The 16,290-nt window shown below is 66.9% G+C and carries 15 protein-coding genes; 8 read left to right on the forward strand and 7 right to left on the reverse strand.

The features are described from left to right. The 5 genes from flhF to WAQ08_RS10840 all read left to right on the forward strand — a co-directional run. Positions 1–1,124 (forward strand): flagellar biosynthesis protein FlhF (gene flhF, locus WAQ08_RS10820; RefSeq protein ID WP_422191586.1); only part of this gene is annotated, 1,124 nt, incomplete at its 5' end. 13 nt (positions 1,125–1,137) lie between these two features. Then, positions 1,138–1,968, forward strand: a complete 831-nt coding sequence (locus WAQ08_RS10825) for a flagellar biosynthesis protein (RefSeq protein WP_422191587.1) — start codon at positions 1,138–1,140, stop codon at positions 1,966–1,968. A gap of 22 nt (positions 1,969–1,990) precedes the next feature. Continuing rightward, complete coding sequence (locus tag WAQ08_RS10830) at positions 1,991–2,704, forward strand: RNA polymerase sigma factor FliA (protein ID WP_422191588.1); 714 nt, start codon at positions 1,991–1,993, stop codon at positions 2,702–2,704. Between the two features lie 107 nt (positions 2,705–2,811). Then, positions 2,812–4,224 carry a methyl-accepting chemotaxis protein gene (locus WAQ08_RS10835; protein WP_422191589.1) on the forward strand — a complete coding sequence of 471 codons (1,413 nt, stop codon included), beginning with the start codon at positions 2,812–2,814 and terminating at the stop codon, positions 4,222–4,224. Positions 4,225–4,339: 115 nt separating this feature from the next. Beyond that, the gene (locus tag WAQ08_RS10840) at positions 4,340–5,767 is read left to right on the forward strand and encodes a methyl-accepting chemotaxis protein (RefSeq protein WP_422191590.1); all 1,428 of its coding nucleotides are present in this window, start codon (positions 4,340–4,342) and stop codon (positions 5,765–5,767) included. 653 nt (positions 5,768–6,420) lie between these two features. On the opposite strand, the gene argF is transcribed toward WAQ08_RS10840, so the two are convergent. Together argF and WAQ08_RS10850 are read right to left on the reverse strand one after the other, a co-directional pair. Further along, positions 6,421–7,353, reverse strand: coding sequence for an ornithine carbamoyltransferase (gene argF, locus WAQ08_RS10845; RefSeq protein WP_422191591.1), 933 nt, complete (start codon positions 7,351–7,353; stop codon positions 6,421–6,423). Between the two features lie 3 nt (positions 7,354–7,356). Continuing rightward, positions 7,357–8,559, reverse strand: a complete 1,203-nt coding sequence (locus WAQ08_RS10850; RefSeq protein ID WP_422191592.1) for an aspartate aminotransferase family protein — start codon at positions 8,557–8,559, stop codon at positions 7,357–7,359. Positions 8,560–9,016: 457 nt separating this feature from the next. Here WAQ08_RS10850 and WAQ08_RS10855 point away from each other — a divergent pair, with 457 nt between their 5' ends. Beyond that, the gene (locus WAQ08_RS10855; protein ID WP_422191600.1) at positions 9,017–9,328 is read left to right on the forward strand and encodes a DUF3579 domain-containing protein; all 312 of its coding nucleotides are present in this window, start codon (positions 9,017–9,019) and stop codon (positions 9,326–9,328) included. Positions 9,329–9,547: 219 nt separating this feature from the next. Here the strand turns inward: WAQ08_RS10855 and rpsT are convergent, their stop codons facing one another. Beyond that, the gene (rpsT, locus tag WAQ08_RS10860; RefSeq protein WP_422191593.1) at positions 9,548–9,847 is read right to left on the reverse strand and encodes a 30S ribosomal protein S20; all 300 of its coding nucleotides are present in this window, start codon (positions 9,845–9,847) and stop codon (positions 9,548–9,550) included. 168 nt (positions 9,848–10,015) lie between these two features. Here rpsT and murJ point away from each other — a divergent pair, with 168 nt between their 5' ends. After that, the gene (gene murJ / locus WAQ08_RS10865; RefSeq protein ID WP_422191594.1) at positions 10,016–11,578 is read left to right on the forward strand and encodes a murein biosynthesis integral membrane protein MurJ; all 1,563 of its coding nucleotides are present in this window, start codon (positions 10,016–10,018) and stop codon (positions 11,576–11,578) included. On the opposite strand, the gene radA is transcribed toward murJ, so the two are convergent. Genes radA through alr form a run of 3 tightly spaced genes read right to left on the reverse strand, consistent with a single transcriptional unit; the run spans position 11,579 to position 14,609 of the window. Beyond that, positions 11,579–12,946, reverse strand: a complete 1,368-nt coding sequence (radA, locus tag WAQ08_RS10870) for a DNA repair protein RadA (protein WP_422191595.1) — start codon at positions 12,944–12,946, stop codon at positions 11,579–11,581. A 4-nt stretch (positions 12,947–12,950) separates the two neighbouring features. Further along, positions 12,951–13,469, reverse strand: a complete 519-nt coding sequence (locus tag WAQ08_RS10875; protein WP_422191596.1) for an acyl-CoA thioesterase — start codon at positions 13,467–13,469, stop codon at positions 12,951–12,953. Positions 13,470–13,487: 18 nt separating this feature from the next. Further along, the gene (gene alr, locus WAQ08_RS10880; protein ID WP_422191597.1) at positions 13,488–14,609 is read right to left on the reverse strand and encodes an alanine racemase; all 1,122 of its coding nucleotides are present in this window, start codon (positions 14,607–14,609) and stop codon (positions 13,488–13,490) included. A 156-nt stretch (positions 14,610–14,765) separates the two neighbouring features. Here alr and lplT point away from each other — a divergent pair, with 156 nt between their 5' ends. Then, entirely contained in the window at positions 14,766–16,043 is a 1,278-nt protein-coding gene (gene lplT / locus WAQ08_RS10885; protein WP_422191598.1) for a lysophospholipid transporter LplT, read from the forward strand. Positions 16,044–16,060: 17 nt separating this feature from the next. Here lplT and WAQ08_RS10890 read toward each other — a convergent pair. Further along, positions 16,061–16,290: helicase HerA-like domain-containing protein (locus tag WAQ08_RS10890; protein WP_422191599.1), on the reverse strand; the 230-nt coding region annotated here is incomplete at its 5' end.

The raw sequence follows: 16,290 nt of genomic DNA on the forward strand, positions 1-16,290 counted from the left end.
CCCAGCCCCAGCCGCGCGCCACCGCCAAGGCCGCTGCCGCCTCGGCCGGCTGGACGGACGACGACCTGCGCATGGACAACATGGTCAAGCGCGGCACGCCCGCCAAGGCCGCTGCCCCCGTGGTGGACGAAACCACCCGCGAAGCCCTGGTCGCCGCGCAGAATGCCAACGCCTCCATGCTCACCGAGATCCGTGCGATGCGCGCCCTGATGAAGGAGCGCTTCGAGACCATGGCCTTCGTGGACAAGCTGCAGCGCACGCCCAGCCAGGCCCTGATGGCCCAGCGTCTGCTGGACGGCGGCTTCTCGCCCGTGCTGATCCGCAAGATGCTCGACGGCATGCCCCGCGATGTGGTGGCCGGCAAGGTCGACGAGATGAGCTGGACCACGCAAGTGCTGCAGCGCAACCTGAACACCGCCGACCACGAGCCCAACATCGAGGACCAGGGCGGCATCTTCGCCATGATCGGTTCCACCGGCGTCGGCAAGACCACCTCCACCGCCAAGCTGGCCGCGCTGTTCGCCGCCAAGCACGGCGCGCAGAACCTGGGCCTGATCACCCTGGACGCCTACCGGATGGGCGCCCACGAACAGCTGCGCGCCTACGGCCGCATCCTGGGTGTGCCCGTGCACATCGCCCATGACCGCGCCGCGCTGGAAGACCTGCTCGAACTGCTGTCGGGCAAGAAGCTGATCCTGATCGACACCGCCGGCATGCCCCAGCGCGATGCCCGCACCCGCGAGCTGCTCGAGATGATTTCGCATCCCAGCATCAAGAAGCTGCTGGTGATCAACGCCGCCGCCCAGGGCGACGCCATCGAAGATGTCATGGTTTCTTATCAGGCGGCATCCTGCGCAGGTATCGTCTTGTCCAAGCTGGACGAAGCCGTGAAGCTCGGTCCGGCCCTGGATGCGTTAATTCGTCACAAACTGAAAGTGCTGGGCGTCGCCAACGGACAACGCGTGCCGGAAGATTGGCACCGTCTGTCATCGGCTTCCCTGGTGCACCGCGCGCTGCGGGCCAGCCTCAACCCGGCATTCCGCCTGGATGCCAGCGAGGTGAGCCTGGTGTTCGCTGCGCCGGCCACCTTCGACGCCCAGTCGTCTTCGCAACCCATGGCGTGATCGAGCCTGCCACATGACCAGTTCTGCGCGCTCATCGTCCAGCAGCACCAGCCGGCCCGTCGACCAGGCCCATGGCCTGCGCCAGATGTTCCCCAGCCGTGTGGTTCGTTTCATTCCCATCGTCTCCAACCCGCAGGTCATGTTCGGCGGCGTGGTGCTGGAGCGCCTGTGCGCCGCCTTCGCCGGTTTCGGCCTCAAGACCCTGGTGGTGGACGCTGGTGAGCGCGCCCGCACCCCTTCAGAGCTGGCCGGTTTCGACCTGGCCGAAGGCATCGAGCACCTGACGGACGACGTGCACTACATGCCCGCCCGCGGCCTGCCATTGCGCCATGTGGATGCGCAGGGCAGCAGCGCCTCGCTGGTGTGCGCCCTGGCCGATGCAGCCCCCCAGATGGACGTGATCCTGCTGCATGCCTCGGCCAGCGAGCTGGTGCGCGTGCTGGGCCAGCGCAGCGTGGGCCTGAACGTGCGCCCGCTGGTGTTCACCGATGAAAACGCGGCCGGTTTGACGCACTCCTATGCGGCCGTGAAAACTTTCGTGCAGCGCGCGCGCTGGATGTCTTACGATCTGCTGGTGTGTGCCGGCCCTGGCTCCCGGGCAGGCGCGCAGATTGCCCAGCGTCTGGGGCAGTGCGCCGACAACTTCCTCGGTGCTGCCCAGCGTGACTGGCTGCAGATGAACCCGATGGAGCCGGCCGCCCAGGATCCCAGCGCTACGTTCCTGGACATGGCCGCCGACCTGCTGCGCTGCGCACTGCCACATACACTCGGAGATTCCGCTTTTGACCACCTGATGTCCCCCGGGGCTGCCTTGCCTTCCAGGTCCACACCGGTGTTCAATTGACAAGACGTTCATGGAGCAGAACATGTATACCGCCAAAGGCCGACTCGACATCGATGCCATGCTCCACCAGTACAGCCCGCTGGTGAGACGCCTGGCGCATCAGATGATCGCCAAGCTGCCGGCCAATGTGGAAATCGATGACCTGATCCAGGTCGGCATGATCGGCCTGACCGACGCCCTCAGCCGCTTCGACGCCGGCCAGGGCGTGCAGTTCGAAACCTTCGCCACTCAGCGCATCCGCGGCGCCATGCTTGATGAGCTGCGCGGCGCCGACTGGATGAGCCGCGGCACGCGCAAGCAGCAGCGCGACATCGAATCGGCCGTGCACCGCCTGGAGCAGAAGCTCGGCCGCCCGCCTGTCGAGAGCGAGATCGCCAAGGAGATGGGCATCAACCTGTCCGATTACCAGGAGATGCTGGGCAAGGTGCGCGGCACGCAGCTCATCTACCTGGAAGACATGAGCGGCGACGACGGCGACAGCGATTATCTTGACCGCCACGTGGCCGACGAGGGCAACGACCCCTTGAGCCTGCTGCAGGACCACCGCATGCGCGAGGCCCTGGTCGAAGCCATCAAGAACCTGCCGGAGCGCGAGCAGTACGTGATGAGCATGTACTACGAGCAGGACATGAACCTCAAGGAAATCGCCGCTGTGCTCGGCGTGACCGAATCTCGTGTGTGTCAGCTTCACAGCCAGTCCATCGCCCGGCTGCGTGTGAAGCTCAGGGCTTTCTGACCGGCACCGGTCACCCCATCGAACCGTTCCGGGCGAGGTCTGGCGGGAGGGGCGCTGCGGCCTGCTGAGGGCGCGCAGGCGCTGGCCTGCCTTGCTTGGGATGCCTCATGCCCTGGTCGTTGTTCAAGAAGAATGAGCCCGCCGCTGAACGGGCCGTGGTGCCATCTTCCGCGATGGTGCCTGCCCAGCCTGAGCTGTTGACCGCGGCCGCGTCGTCTGTCTCGCCTGTTTCGCGTGATGCGACCCAGCTGGCCGAACGCCTGCAGCGCGACACCGCCGGCCTGGGCCTGGAAGCCGCCCAGTTGCGCGGCATGCTCGAAGACACCACCGCCGTGGTCACCCGCCAGCAGGACGCGCTGGCCTCGCTGGTCAAGCAGTTGCAGGACATCCGCACCGCGCAGAACCTGATCCACCAGGTCACGGCCGACAGCCAGTCGTCCGTGGGGCAGGCACGCCAGGCGGTCGAATCCGTGGGTCAGGAAGTGGCCGGCGTGGTCGATACCCTGCGCGACGTGGCCAAGGCCGCCCAGCAGATCACGCAGATCGCCCTGCAGACCCGCCTGGTGGCCTTCAATGCCTCGGTCGAGGCCAAGCGCGCTGGCGAGGCAGGGCGGGGCTTCTCGGTGGTGGCCGATGCGGTGAAGGACCTGTCCACGCAGGTGGAGTCCACCTCCAAGGCCATCATGAGCACGGTGACCAGCCTGGACCAGCGCATCCAGTCCCTGGCGCACGACATCCGCTGGGACCACGAGGCGGGCAACGGCGCGCAAGGCCGCTTCCAGGCCGCGCTGTCGGCGGTGGAGGCGGGGGTGGCGCGCATCGGCGATGCGGCCAGCCAGAGCATGAACGTCTCCGGCGGCATCCATGAACAGGCCGCCACCATGGCCGGCGAGGTCACACGCACGCGCGATGCGCTGTCGCAGGCCATGCGCCGCAGCGAGGTGGTGCTGGGCGTGTCGGAAACGCTGATGGAGGTGATCGCCTCCTGCGGCGTCGAGACAGCCGAGACGCCCTACATCGACCTGGCGCAGCAGGTCGCCGGGCAGATCGCCGACGTGCTGTCACAGACCGTGGGCAGTGGCCAGATCACGCTGGCCGACCTGTTCGACGACCGCTACCAGCCGATCGCCGGCAGCAACCCGCAGCAGTTCCTGACCCGCTTCAATGCGGTAACCGATCGCCTGTTTCCAAGCATCCAGGAAGCAGCGCTCAAGGCCCTGCCCAACGTGGTGTTCTGCATCGGCGTGGACCGCAATGGCTACATCCCCATGCACAACCGCCAGTACTGCCAACCGCAGCGCCAGGGCGATGTCGTGTGGAACACGGCCAACTCGCGCTGGCGGCGCATCTTCAATGACCGCACGGGCCTCGCCTCGGCCCGCAACGAGCGGCCCTTCCTGCTGCAGACCTACCGGCGCGACATGGGCGGCGGCAACTTCGTGATGCTCAAGGAGGCCTCGGCGCCCATCACGGTGCAGGGGCGGCATTGGGGCGGGGTGAGGCTGGCCTATCGGTTCTGAATGATGGGTTCTGAACCCGCCCTGAAGGTTGCCTGTCCGAAGAGTTAAGGTTTTTCAGGTCGCTGACGATAAAAACGACCACTGGTCTTTTCGTGATCGTCCAAAGGCTCAGCGCATGACGCAACCTCACACTTCTCGCACCGGTGTGTTCCGCCGCAACGACACCGTGGTGCTGGCGGGTATCGCCACCGTGTTTCTGGGTGTGCTGGCCTATGGCGTGCGGTTCGACAACTTTGGTGTGGGGCTGGGTATCGGCGTGCTGCTGATGCTGGCCAGCCTGGGTGTGGCGGCCTGGTCGCAAGGGGGCACCGGCAGCATGATCGGCCTGCCCTTCCTGGGCATGGCCATGGTCGGCCTGACGATCCATGTGGCGCGCGGCCACAACGAGGCCCATTTCGCGGTCTTCGCCTTCATGGCCTGCCTGGTGGTGTATCGGCGTGCATTGCCTGTGATTGCGGGGGCAGCCACCATCGCTGTGCATCATCTGAGCTTCAACCAGTTCCAGGCCTGGGGCTGGGGCCCGATGTGTTTCGGAGAGGCCAGCTTCTTCCGTGTGATCGAGCATGCGCTGTTCGTGATCGCCGAGGCGGGCGTGCTGCTGTTCCTGGCGGCCCGTGCCAAAGGTGAATTCGACACCGCCGAAGAGCTGATGGAGATCGCCGAGCACCTGCAGTCGGAGGATGGCCGTATCGACCTGCGCCTGCCGCCGCAGCGCAGCCAGCGCCGCGTGGTGCGCAAGCTGCGCGAATCGCTCACCTTGATCTCCGAGGCGATGCAGCAGGTGCACCAGGCCACCGATGCCATCCGTGCGGCGTCCAGCGAGATCGCTTCGGGTAACGCGGCCTTGAGCGCGCGCACCGAGCAGGCCTCGGCCAGCCTGCAGGAGACGGCCTCGTCCGTCGACGAGATCGTGGCGACCATGCAGAACAGCGCGGATCATGCGCACCAGGCCAATGCCCTGGCGGGGCAGGCGTCCAACGTGGCGGTGGAGGGCGGCGCGGCCGTCAGCCGCGTGGTGGAGACCATGTCGGGCATCCAGCAGTCCAGCCGCAAGATCACCGACATCATCGGGGTGATCGATGGCATCGCCTTCCAGACCAACATCCTGGCGCTGAACGCGGCGGTGGAAGCCGCGCGGGCAGGTGAGCAGGGGCGTGGGTTTGCCGTGGTGGCCGGTGAGGTGCGGACCCTGGCACAGCGCAGTGCGGAAGCGGCCAAGGAGATCAAGCAGTTGATCACCAGCAGTGTGTCGCAGGTCGAGTCGGGCAGTGCGCTGGTCTACAGCACGGGATCGACCATCGATCAGGTGGTGCAGCAGGTGCGGCGTGTGACCGAGCTGGTGGGGCAGATCACCAATTCCAGCACCGAGCAGAACCATGGGATCGCGCAGATCAATACGGCGATCGGGGTGCTGGATGAATCGACGCAGCGCAATGCGGCGTTGGTGGAGGAAACGGCTGCGGCGGCCGATGGGCTGGCGCGTCAGGCGGATCAGTTGGCGCAGGCTGTGTCTGTGTTCAAGTTGGAAAGGGCTCTGGCTTGAGGCTGTTTGCCTTTGCCGTGCCTCGGGTTGGTCGATTTTTCGGGGCAGCGCGGGGCGGGGTCTGAGGGGGCCTCTGGCCGGGCTTCGATGTTGGCGGTCACGCCTGCGGCGTGACTGCTCTCCGGTGCTCGTACGGGCCAGGTGGCTGCGCAACTCGGCCCTGCGGGCCTCAAACATGCTCGCCATCCCCTGGCCACAGGCCAGGGGCAAACCTGTCCCTCCCTGTGCGCCTGCGACGCCAACAAGGCGCCCGGCCAGAGGCCCCCTCAGCCCTTTATGCCCCGCTCTCAGCATGCGGAGGGACTTGTCCTTTGACTGCGCGGGGCTGGCGCATGCCAACGTCCGCTTAGGCCGGTGGCTCGGGCATCCGTGGTTGTCGCCGCCTTGCTTTTACGCACGATCCTTCGCGTGCCTGGGCATTTGCGCATGCTTCGTCATCTGACTGGCCGCATCTGTTTGAACGCAGAGGCCGAAGGTCGCGTAGTGAGTTATGCGGCCCCACCTCGCCGTGAGCAGCGCAGGGAAGTCACGCCGCAGGCGTGACCGCCAACAAAGAAGCCTGGCCGGCTACCCCCACATCCCGCGCCCCGCGCTGCAACGACAAAGCGCTCAGACCGCCGCACGCAGCGGCCAACCAGCCAGCAGGATATGGATCAGCCGATCCGACCCAGCAAAAGGTACTCCATCAGCACCTTCTGCACATGCAGCCGATTCTCAGCCTCATCCCACACGACCGATTGAGGCCCATCGATCACCTCGGCTTCAACTTCTTCGCCACGATGCGCAGGCAGGCAATGCATGAACAGCGCATCCTTTGCTGCCACACCCATCATCTCTGCGTCCACGCACCAATCGGCAAACGCCTTCTTGCGCTCTTCGTTCTCGGCTTCGAAGCCCATGCTGGTCCACACGTCGGTGGTCACCAGGTGCGCGCCACGGCAGGCGTCCATCGGATCCTTGAAGACCTTGTAGCAGCCGGTGTCGCTGATGCCGGCCACCTCTGCATCGATCTCGTAGCCGCTGGGCGTGCTCACGTGCACCGTGAAGCCCAGCAGCTCGGCCGCCTGCAGCCAGGTGTTGGCCATGTTGTTGCCATCGCCCACCCAGGCCACCACCTTGCCCTCGATCGAGCCACGGTGCTCGATGAAGGTGAAGATGTCGGCCAGGATCTGGCAGGGGTGGTACTCGTTGGTCAGCCCGTTGATCACCGGCACGCGCGAATTGGCCGCGAACTTCACCAGCTTGGCCTGCTCGTAGGTGCGGATCATCACGATGTCGACCATGCGCGAGATCACCTTGGCGCTGTCCTCGATGGGCTCGCTGCGGCCCAGTTGGCTGCCGTCGGTGGTGAGGTGCACCACCGAGCCGCCCATTTGGTACATGCCGGCCTCGAAGCTCACACGCGTGCGCGTGCTGGCCTTCTCGAAGATCATGGCCAGCGTGCGGTCGGCCAGCGGCGTGTACTTCTCGTAGTTCTTGAAGCGCTTCTTGATCAGGGCGGCGCGCTCGAACAGGTAGTGGTACTCCTGGGCGCGCAGGTCCTTGAACTGCAGGTAGTGCTTGAGCAAGGTGTGGCCGGGCTTCATCGTTCAGGCCTTGCTGGTATCGCTCAGGAACTGCTTGACCAGCGGCACCAGGATGGCCACGATCTGGTCGGCCTCGGCCGTGGTCAGGATCAGCGGGGGCACCAGGCGGATCACCTTGTCGGCGGTCACGCTCAGCAGCAGGCCGGCCTCGGCCGCACGGCCCAGCAGCACGCCGCAGGGGCGGTCCAACTCGATGCCCAGCATCAGGCCGTCGCCGCGGATCTCGGTGAGGCCGGGCAGGGCGCCCAGTTCACGCTGCAGGGCGGCCTTGAGGTGCGCGCCCACCTTGGCGGCGTTGTCCAGCAGGCCATCGGCCTCCATGATCTTGAGCGTTTCGACACCGGCGCGCATGGCCAGCGGGTTGCCGCCGAAGGTGGTGCCGTGGTTGCCGGGCTTGAGCACGTTGGCGGCCTTGGGACCGCACACCACGGCGCCCACCGGCACGCCCGAGCCCAGGCCCTTGGCCAGGGGCATCACGTCCGGCTGGATGCCGGCCCACTGGTGCGCGAACCACTTGCCGGTGCGGCCGATACCGCACTGCACTTCGTCCAGCATCAGCAGCCAGCCCTTGTCGTCGCACAGCTTGCGCACGGCGCGCAGGTAGTCGTTGGTGGCGGGGTTGACGCCACCTTCGCCCTGGATCACCTCCAGGAACACGGCGACCACCTTGGGGCGCGTGGCGGCCACGTCTTCCAGCGCGGCGATGTCATTGAGCGGCACGCGCACGAAGCCCGGCACCAGCGGCGCGAAGCCTTCCTGCACCTTGGGGTTGCCCGTGGCCGACAGCGTGGCGATCGAGCGGCCATGGAAGGCCTTTTCATAGACAACGACCTCAGGCAGGTCGATGCCCTTGTCGTGGCCGTACTTCCGGGCGATCTTGAGGGCGGCCTCGTTGGCCTCCAGGCCCGAGTTGCAGAAGAAGGCGTTGGTCAGGCCGGACAGGTGCACAAGTTGGGCGGCCAGTTCTTCCTGCAGCGGCACTTGGTAGTAGTTGCAGCAGTGGATCAGCTTGCTGACCTGCTCCTGCAGCGCCGGCACCAGCTTGGGGTGGTTGTGGCCCAGGGTGTTCACGGCGATGCCGGCCAGACCGTCCAGGTACTCCTTGCCGTCGGTGTCCCAGACTCGGCAGCCCTGGCCGTGCGACAGGGCGAAGGGCAGGCGACCGTAGGTGGGCATCACATGGGGCATGGGCGCGGCGGCAGTCATGGGGGATCTCGCTGTGGTCTGACAATGAAAAAAGCGCAGTGCACGGTGACTGCGCCCGGACCATTGTAAGGAATGCGCATGACGGATGTCACCGATGGCTGTCATCAAGCCGGCATGGGGATTGCCGAAGATGCGGAGAGGCGGCCGGTGGTGTTGCGGGCTAGGGGTTGTCCCTTGATCTAGCCCGATGAAGGTGCAAGGCTACTGGCACCGATGTTGCGATTGTGTCCAACTCCAGGGACAATGGAAGGCGTTTCTGATGGCAACAGTTTCAGACCCTGTGACCTCAGACCCGGCGTTGGCGCAGGATCACCCTTCCGCGCAAGCGCCGAGCCACCGCGGCGAGCCGACACGACCGGCGGCCGTGCCTGTACAACCTGTCAATGCACCCATTGCACAGACCGTGGGATCTTCCAACGTGTCCAGCTCCACTCCGGCAGCGCCGGCGGCTGCGGCCATTGCCGCAGTCAAACCACGTGAAGTCTTCATCCAGGGCATCACGTCCAACGGACGGCAGTTCCGCCCCAGCGACTGGGCCGAGCGCCTGGCTGGTGCCATGTCGTGCTTCCGGCCCGGGGGCGCGAAGGGCGGGCCCGGCTCCCACATCGGCTACTCCCCGTATTGCTTCCCGACGACCCTGGGCGGCGTGAAATGCGTGGTGGTGAACGAATCCCTGCGCAAGATCGAACCGATGGCCTGGGATTTCGTCATGAATTTCGCCAAGGACAACGATCTGCAGGTCTTTGAGGGGTGCATCATTCCTGACTAAATCTCCCACCCCCTACCGGCTTCGCCGGCCCCCTCAAGGGGGCGCATCCCTTCGACCGGCAGAGCCGGATCGTCGGATGCCACTCGGGGCGGTCGCCTTCGGCGTACCTGGATGAGGTGGGCGGCGTGATTCGCTGTGTGGTTCGAAAAGCAAAAAGGCTCGCCATCGGCGAGCCTTTTTTGAGGGGCGCTGCTCGGGGCAGCGCGACCGGGCCTGAGATCAGGCGGCGGTGGCCAGGGCCTTGACCTTGGCGGCCAGGCGGCTCTTGTGGCGAGCGGCCTTGTTCTTGTGGAAGATGCCCTTGTCGGCGATGGAGTCGATCACGCTTTGAGCGGCCTTGAAGGCTTCGGAAGCCTGGGTCTTGTCGCCGGCCTTGACAGCCTTGAGCACGCTCTTGATGGCGGTGCGGAACTTCGAACGCAGGGCCGAGTTGGCGGCGTTCAGTTTGATGTCCTGGCGGACGCGCTTGCGGCCGGAGGCGATACGGACGGTCTTCTTGACCTTCGATGCAGATGCCATGATGTGTGGGCCTTGTCGATGCCTGCCTGGCTCACATCATCTGACGTGAGAGCAATTCGCACCTGGCAAAGCCAGAGTTGGTTGGAAAGCCGAACAGTATAACACCTGTTGGACCCCCTGGCCAGGGGTGGGCGGCGCGTTCAGGTGTCGGCCCCATAATCCGCGCCCATGAGTTTGCTCAAATCCGCCTCCATCGTGTCGCTGTTGACACTGGCATCGCGCATCACGGGACTGGTGCGCGAGTTGCTCATCGCGGCGGCCTTCGGTGCCAGCGCCACCACCGATGCCTTTCAGGTGGCATTTCGCATTCCGAATTTGCTGCGGCGCCTGTTCGCCGAAGGGGCGTTTTCGCAGGCCTTCGTGCCCATCCTGGCCGAAAGCCGCGCCCGCCAGGGTGACGAAGCCACGCACCGGCTGATCGATGCCGTGGGCTCGGTGCTGTTCTGGGTGCTGGTGCTGGTGTCGGTGCTGGGGGTGATCGGCGCGCCGGTGCTGGTGTGGCTGATGGCTTCCGGCCTGAAGGAATCCGGCGGATTCGATGCCGCCGTGCAGATGACGCGCTGGATGTTCCCCTACATCGCGTGCATGTCGCTGGTGGCGCTGAGCGCGGGCGTGCTCAACACCTGGGGGCATTTCGCGGTGCCCGCGGCTACGCCCGTGCTGCTCAATCTGGCCATGATCGTGGCGGCCTTGCTGCTGGCGCCGTGGTTCCGCCAGCAAGGCTGGGATCCGGTGCTGGCGCTGGCCGTGGGCGTGATGCTGGGGGGCGTGCTGCAGTTGGGCATCCAGTTGCCGGCCCTGGCGCGGCGTGGCGTGCTGCCGCGCATTGCCGTCACGTGGGCGGCTTTGTCGGCGGCCTGGCACCATGATGGCGTGCGCCGCATCCTGCGCCAGATGGGGCCGGCCTTGCTGGGCGTGTCGGTGGCGCAGTTGTCCCTGCTGATCAACACGCAGATCGCGTCCCACCTGGGGGCTGGCGCCGTCTCCTGGCTGACCTATGCCGACCGCCTGATGGAGTTCCCGACCGGCCTGCTGGGCGTGGCGCTGGGCGTGGTGCTGCTGCCGCAGTTGTCCAAGGCGCAGGCCAGCGGTGACCGTGCGCAGTTTTCCGGGCTGCTGGATTGGGGGCTGCGCCTGGTGCTGCTGCTGGCGCTGCCCAGTGCCGTGGGCCTGCTGCTCTTCGCCAAGCCGCTGGTGGCGACGCTCTACCACTACGGACACTTCAATGATGCGGACGTGCACCAGACGGTGCTGGCGCTGATGGGCTATGGCGTGGGCCTGATGGGCCTGATCGGCGTGAAGATCCTGGCGCCGGGCTTCTACGCCACGCAGGACATCCGCACGCCCGTGCGCATCGGCATCGGCGTGCTGGTGCTGACGCAGTTGCTCAACCTGGTCTTCGTGCCCTGGCTGTCGCAGGCCGGGCTGGCGCTGTCCATCGGGCTGGCCTCGCTGGTCAACTCGGGGCTGCTGCTGTGGGGCTTGCGCAAGGCGGGCCGCTACCAGGCCGCGCCGGGCTGGGGGCTGTTCGGTGCCCGCGTGGGGCTGGCCACGGCGCTGCTGGCCGGCGGTCTGTGGTGGGCCTCGCAGGCCTTCGACTGGCTGGCGCTGCGCCACCAGCCGCTGGAGCGGGTGGGGCTGCTGCTGGCCTGCCTGGTGGGGGCTGCGGTGATCTATTTCGGCACGCTGCTGGCCACGGGGTTGAACCTCAAGGCCACGCTCAAGCGCTGATCAGAGTCCGCGCACCAGGTCCACGGCCTGCTCGATGCGGTCCACGGCATGGATCGTCAGACCCTCGATCGGCTTCTTGGGCGCGTTGGCACGCGGCACGATGGCGGTGGAGAAGCCCAGCTTGGCGGCTTCCTTCAAACGCTCCTGACCACGCGGGGCAGGGCGCACCTCGCCGGCCAGACCCACTTCACCGAAGGCGATGAAGCCTTTGGGCAGCGGGCGCCCGCGCAGGCTGCTCTGGATCGCCAGCAGCACGGCCAGGTCGGCCGCCGGCTCGCTGATGCGCACACCGCCCACCGCGTTGACGAACACGTCCTGATCGCCACAGGCGATGCCGGCATGGCGGTGCAGCACGGCCAGCAGCATGGCCAGGCGGTCGCGCTCCAGGCCCACGCTCAGGCGGCGCGGGCTGGGGCCCCCCTCGTCGACCAGGGCCTGGATCTCGACCAGCATGGGGCGCGTGCCTTCCAGCGTGACCAGCACGCAGGAGCCCGGCACCGGCTCGCCGTGCGTGGACAGGAAGATGGCGCTGGGGTTGGTCACGCCCTTGAGGCCCTTGTCCGTCATCGCGAACACGCCGATCTCGTTGACGGCGCCGAAGCGGTTCTTGATGGCGCGCACCAGCCGGAAGCTGCTGTGCGTGTCACCCTCGAAATACAGCACCGTGTCGACGATGTGCTCCAGCACGCGCGGACCGGCCAGCGCGCCTTCCTTGGTCACATGGCCTACCAGCACCATGGTGCAGCCGGTGGATTTGGCCGTGCGCGTGAGGTGGGCGGCGCATTCGCGCACCTGGGCGACGGAGCCGGGCGCTGAGGTGAGCTGCTCGCTGTAGAGCGTCTGGATGGAGTCGATCACGCAGAAGCTGGGCTTTTCAGCCTCCAGCGTGGCCAGGATGTTCTCGAGCTGGATCTCGGCCTGCACGCGCACGGCCTTGCCTTCCAGGCCCAGGCGGTGGGCGCGCAGGGCCACCTGGGCGCCGCTTTCCTCGCCGGTCACGTAGAGCACGGGCATCTGGCGTGACAGCGCATCCAGCGCCTGCAGCAGCAGGGTGGATTTGCCGATGCCCGGATCGCCCCCGATCAGCACCACGCCGCCGGCCACGATGCCGCCGCCGAGCACGCGGTCCAGCTCATCGAGGCCGGTGGGCGTGCGGGCCACGTCACCTGCTTCGATGTCCGACAGCGTGGTGACGGGCTGGGGCGCGGCCAGGCCACGGGCCAGGGCCTGCATGCGGTGCCTGGGCGCGGTCTCGGCGCGGCCTTCTTCCAGCGTGTTCCAGGCGTTGCAGTGCGGGCACTTGCCCAGCCACTTGGGGCTGGTGCCGCCGCACTCGGTGCAGGTGTAGACGGTTTTTTCTTTGATCATGGCGTCAGGGGCTGCCGTCTGCGGGCGGGGCCGAGGGGGCGCTGGCCTGGATGGCCTTGAAGCGGCGCTCCAGTTCCTGGCGCAGTTCGCGGCGCAGCTTGGCGGCGGCGAAGCGGCGGTGCTCGTCCGGCGTTTCGGGTGTCAGCGCGGGCACGCTGGTCGGCTTGCCCTGGTCGTTCACGGCCACCATCGTGAAAAAGCAACTGTTGGCATGGCGCACCACCTGGTTGCGGATGTTCTCGGCCACCACCTTCACGCCGATCTCCATCGACGAGGTGCCGGTGTAGTTCACCGAGGCCAGGAAGGTCACCAGCTCGCCCACGTGGATGGGCTGACGAAAGGTGACCTGGTCCACCGACAGCGTGACGACGTAGGTGCCGGCGTAACGGCTGGCGCAGGCATAGGCCACCTGGTCGAGCAGTTTGAGGATGGTGCCGCCGTGCACATTGCCCGAGAAGTTGGCCATGTCGGGCGTCATCAGCACGGTCATGCGGAGGTGGTGGCGTTGGGCGTCGGTGTCCATGGTCGGGCGCGGGTGGGGTCAGAGGCTGTGGGGATGGATGACGTCGACGCGCACGCGGGGCGTGACCGCGCACATGAGCTCGTAGCCCAGGGTGCCGCAGTGCTGGGCCACTTCGTCGATGGACAGCAGGGTAGGGCGGCCGTCGAGCGCAGGGCCGTGCCCCCACAGCGTGACCTCACTGCCGATGCCGGCGTTGGGCGCGTGCGTCAGGTCCACGGAGAGCATGTCCATCGAGATGCGGCCGGCCAGGGGCACCTTCACGCCGTCAACCAGCACCGGCGTACCGTCTGGGGCGTGACGCGGGTAGCCGTCGGCATAACCGCAGGCCACGATGCCGACGCGCATGGGCGCCTGGGCCGTGTAGCGGCTGCCGTAGCCCACGGTGTCGCCGGTCTGGATGTGCTGGATGCCGATCAGGCGCGAGCGCAGGGTCATGGCGGGGCGCAGGCCCCAATCGGCGGCCTCGTGCTCAGGGTAGTCGGGCGACGAGCCGTACAGCATGATGCCCGGGCGCACCCAGTCGCCACGCACCTGCGGCGAGCCGGCATGGCGCAGGATGGCGGCGCTGTTGCACAGGCTGCGCTCACCGGGCAGGTCGGCGCAGGTGGCCTCGAACACGGCCAGTTGCTGGGCGATGCCTTTGGCCGCGTCCGCGTCGGAGAAGTGCGTCATCAGCGATACCTCGTCCACCTGGGGCAGGGCCGACAGGCGCACCCACGCGTTGCGGAAGGCCTCGGGCGTGAAGCCCAGGCGGTTCATGCCAGTGTTCATCTTGAGGAACACGCGGTGCGGCCATTCGGTCTTGTGGATGGCCAGCCAGTCGATCTGGGACTCGTGGTGCACGGCATGCCACAGGTTCAGGCGCGAGCACCATTCCAGATCCCGGGCGTCGAAGGTGCCTTCCAGCAACAGGATGGGGCCGCGCCAGTCGAGCTTGCGCAGGCGCTCGGCCTCGGCGATGTCGAGCAGCGCGAAGCCGTCGGCGGCGCGCAGGGCCTCGTAGACGCGCTCGATGCCGTGGCCGTAGGCGTTGGCCTTGACCACCGCCCAGACCTGTGCATCCGGCGCCGCTTCGCGGGCCCGCCGCAGGTTGTGTTCAAGGGCGTCGAGGTGGATCAGGGCTTCAAGCGGGCGGGGCATTTGGCTATTTTGCCAGCCCCCGCAAGCCAGGGCCGGGCGGGGCGCGCCGCCGGGATCGAAACGGGCGGCATGCTATAACCGGCCCCCGGTTGTCCAGAACATGAACGACACCTTTCGATATCGCATGGTCCCCACGTTGTCCCCGCCCCGTCCACGATGAAAAAAGGCTTCTACACCATCATGGCGGCGCAGTTCTGCAGTTCGCTTGCAGACAACGCGCTGTTCGTGGCGGCCGTCGAACTGCTCAAGACATCGGGCGCTCAGGAGTGGCAACGTGCCGCGCTGGTGCCGATGTTTGCGCTGTTCTACGTGGTGCTGGCGCCTTTCGTGGGGGCGTTCGCCGATGCCTACCCCAAAGGCAAGGTGATGTTTGTGTCCAACACCATCAAGGTGGTGGGCTGCCTGATGATGCTGTTCGGCACGCACCCGCTGATCGCCTATGCGATGGTGGGCCTGGGTGCCGCGGCCTACTCGCCGGCCAAGTACGGCATCCTCACGGAACTGCTGCCGCCTTCCCAGTTGGTCAAGGCCAATGGCTGGATCGAGGGCCTGACCATCACCTCCATCATCCTGGGCGTGGTGCTGGGCGGGCAACTGATGGGCGCACACATCGCGCCGCAATTGCTGGCGCTGGATCTGCCCTTTGTGGACACCGGCATCGATACGCCGGCCGAGGCGGCCATCGCCTGCATGGTGTTTCTGTACATCGCTGCGGCGATGTTCAATCTGCGCATCCCGCGCACCGAGGCGGCGCTGCAGCCGCTGCCGGCCAACCCGCTCTCGCTCACCACCGATTTCTGGCTGTGCAACCAGCGCCTGTGGCGCGACAAGCTGGGCCAGATTTCGCTGGCCACGACCACGCTGTTCTGGGGTGTGTCGGGCAACCTGCGCTACATCGTGCTGGCCTGGGCCGGCGTGGCCCTGGGCTACAGCACCACGCAGGCCTCGTCCCTGGTGGGGGTGGTGGCCATCGGCACGGCGGTGGGGGCGGTGATGGCCTCGATCTGGATGCGCCTGGACTGGGCCACACGGGTGATCCCGCTGGGCGTGGCCATGGGCGTGTTGGTGATCTTCATGAACGCCATCCGTGATCTGCATGTGGCCATCCCTTTCCTGGTGCTGCTGGGCGGGTTGGGGGGCTTCCTGGTGGTGCCGATGAACGCGTTGCTGCAGCATAGAGGCCACAACCTGATGGGGGCGGGGCGCTCGATCGCGGTGCAGAACTTCAACGAGCAGGCGTGCATCCTGCTGCTGGGTGCCATGTACGCGGGCACGACCAAGGCCGGCCTGTCGGCTTTTGGCGCTATCACCGCTTTCGGCGTGGTGGTGGCGGCCGTGATGGCCCTGATCGGCTGGTGGCACCGCCGCAACGTGCGCATGCACCGCGCCGAGGTGGAGCACCTGCTGGACATTGCCCGTTCGGACGGGCACTGAGTGCCTGAGCGCTGACCTCAGCGCTTGCGGCTGCGGCTGCCGCCCAGGATCGAGCCCAGCACGCCGCGGATGATCTCGCGCCCCACGGTGGAGCCGATGGTGCGCGCAGCCGACTTGGCCACCGTTTCCAGCACCGAATCCTTGCGCCCGCTGCCGCGCAACAGGCCGCCGGCCATGTCGCTCAGCCAGCCGCCGCCCAGGTCGCTGCCCGCGCTGTTGGCGGCATCGGTGGTGCTGTTGCGGATGG

Origin of the sequence: Aquabacterium sp. (assembly GCF_049274795.1) — a bacterium.
In the GTDB taxonomy this organism is placed as follows: Bacteria; Pseudomonadota; Gammaproteobacteria; order Burkholderiales; family Burkholderiaceae_C; genus Aquabacterium.

Bases quoted from the DNA above. Each gene is read 5' to 3' on its own strand.
- WAQ08_RS10840 (WP_422191590.1), top strand. From the start codon at position 4,340: ATGACGCAACCTCACACTTCTCGCACCGGTGTGTTCCGCCGCAACGAC.
- lplT (WP_422191598.1), top strand. From the start codon at position 14,766: ATGAAAAAAGGCTTCTACACCATCATGGCGGCGCAGTTCTGCAGTTCG.
- WAQ08_RS10835 (WP_422191589.1), top strand. From the start codon at position 2,812: ATGCCCTGGTCGTTGTTCAAGAAGAATGAGCCCGCCGCTGAACGGGCC.
- murJ (WP_422191594.1), top strand. From the start codon at position 10,016: ATGAGTTTGCTCAAATCCGCCTCCATCGTGTCGCTGTTGACACTGGCA.
- alr (WP_422191597.1), bottom strand. From the start codon at position 14,609: ATGCCCCGCCCGCTTGAAGCCCTGATCCACCTCGACGCCCTTGAACAC.
- WAQ08_RS10825 (WP_422191587.1), top strand. From the start codon at position 1,138: ATGACCAGTTCTGCGCGCTCATCGTCCAGCAGCACCAGCCGGCCCGTC.
- radA (WP_422191595.1), bottom strand. From the start codon at position 12,946: ATGATCAAAGAAAAAACCGTCTACACCTGCACCGAGTGCGGCGGCACC.
- WAQ08_RS10875 (WP_422191596.1), bottom strand. From the start codon at position 13,469: ATGGACACCGACGCCCAACGCCACCACCTCCGCATGACCGTGCTGATG.
- WAQ08_RS10850 (WP_422191592.1), bottom strand. From the start codon at position 8,559: ATGACTGCCGCCGCGCCCATGCCCCATGTGATGCCCACCTACGGTCGC.
- WAQ08_RS10830 (WP_422191588.1), top strand. From the start codon at position 1,991: ATGTATACCGCCAAAGGCCGACTCGACATCGATGCCATGCTCCACCAG.
- rpsT (WP_422191593.1), bottom strand. From the start codon at position 9,847: ATGGCATCTGCATCGAAGGTCAAGAAGACCGTCCGTATCGCCTCCGGC.
- argF (WP_422191591.1), bottom strand. From the start codon at position 7,353: ATGAAGCCCGGCCACACCTTGCTCAAGCACTACCTGCAGTTCAAGGAC.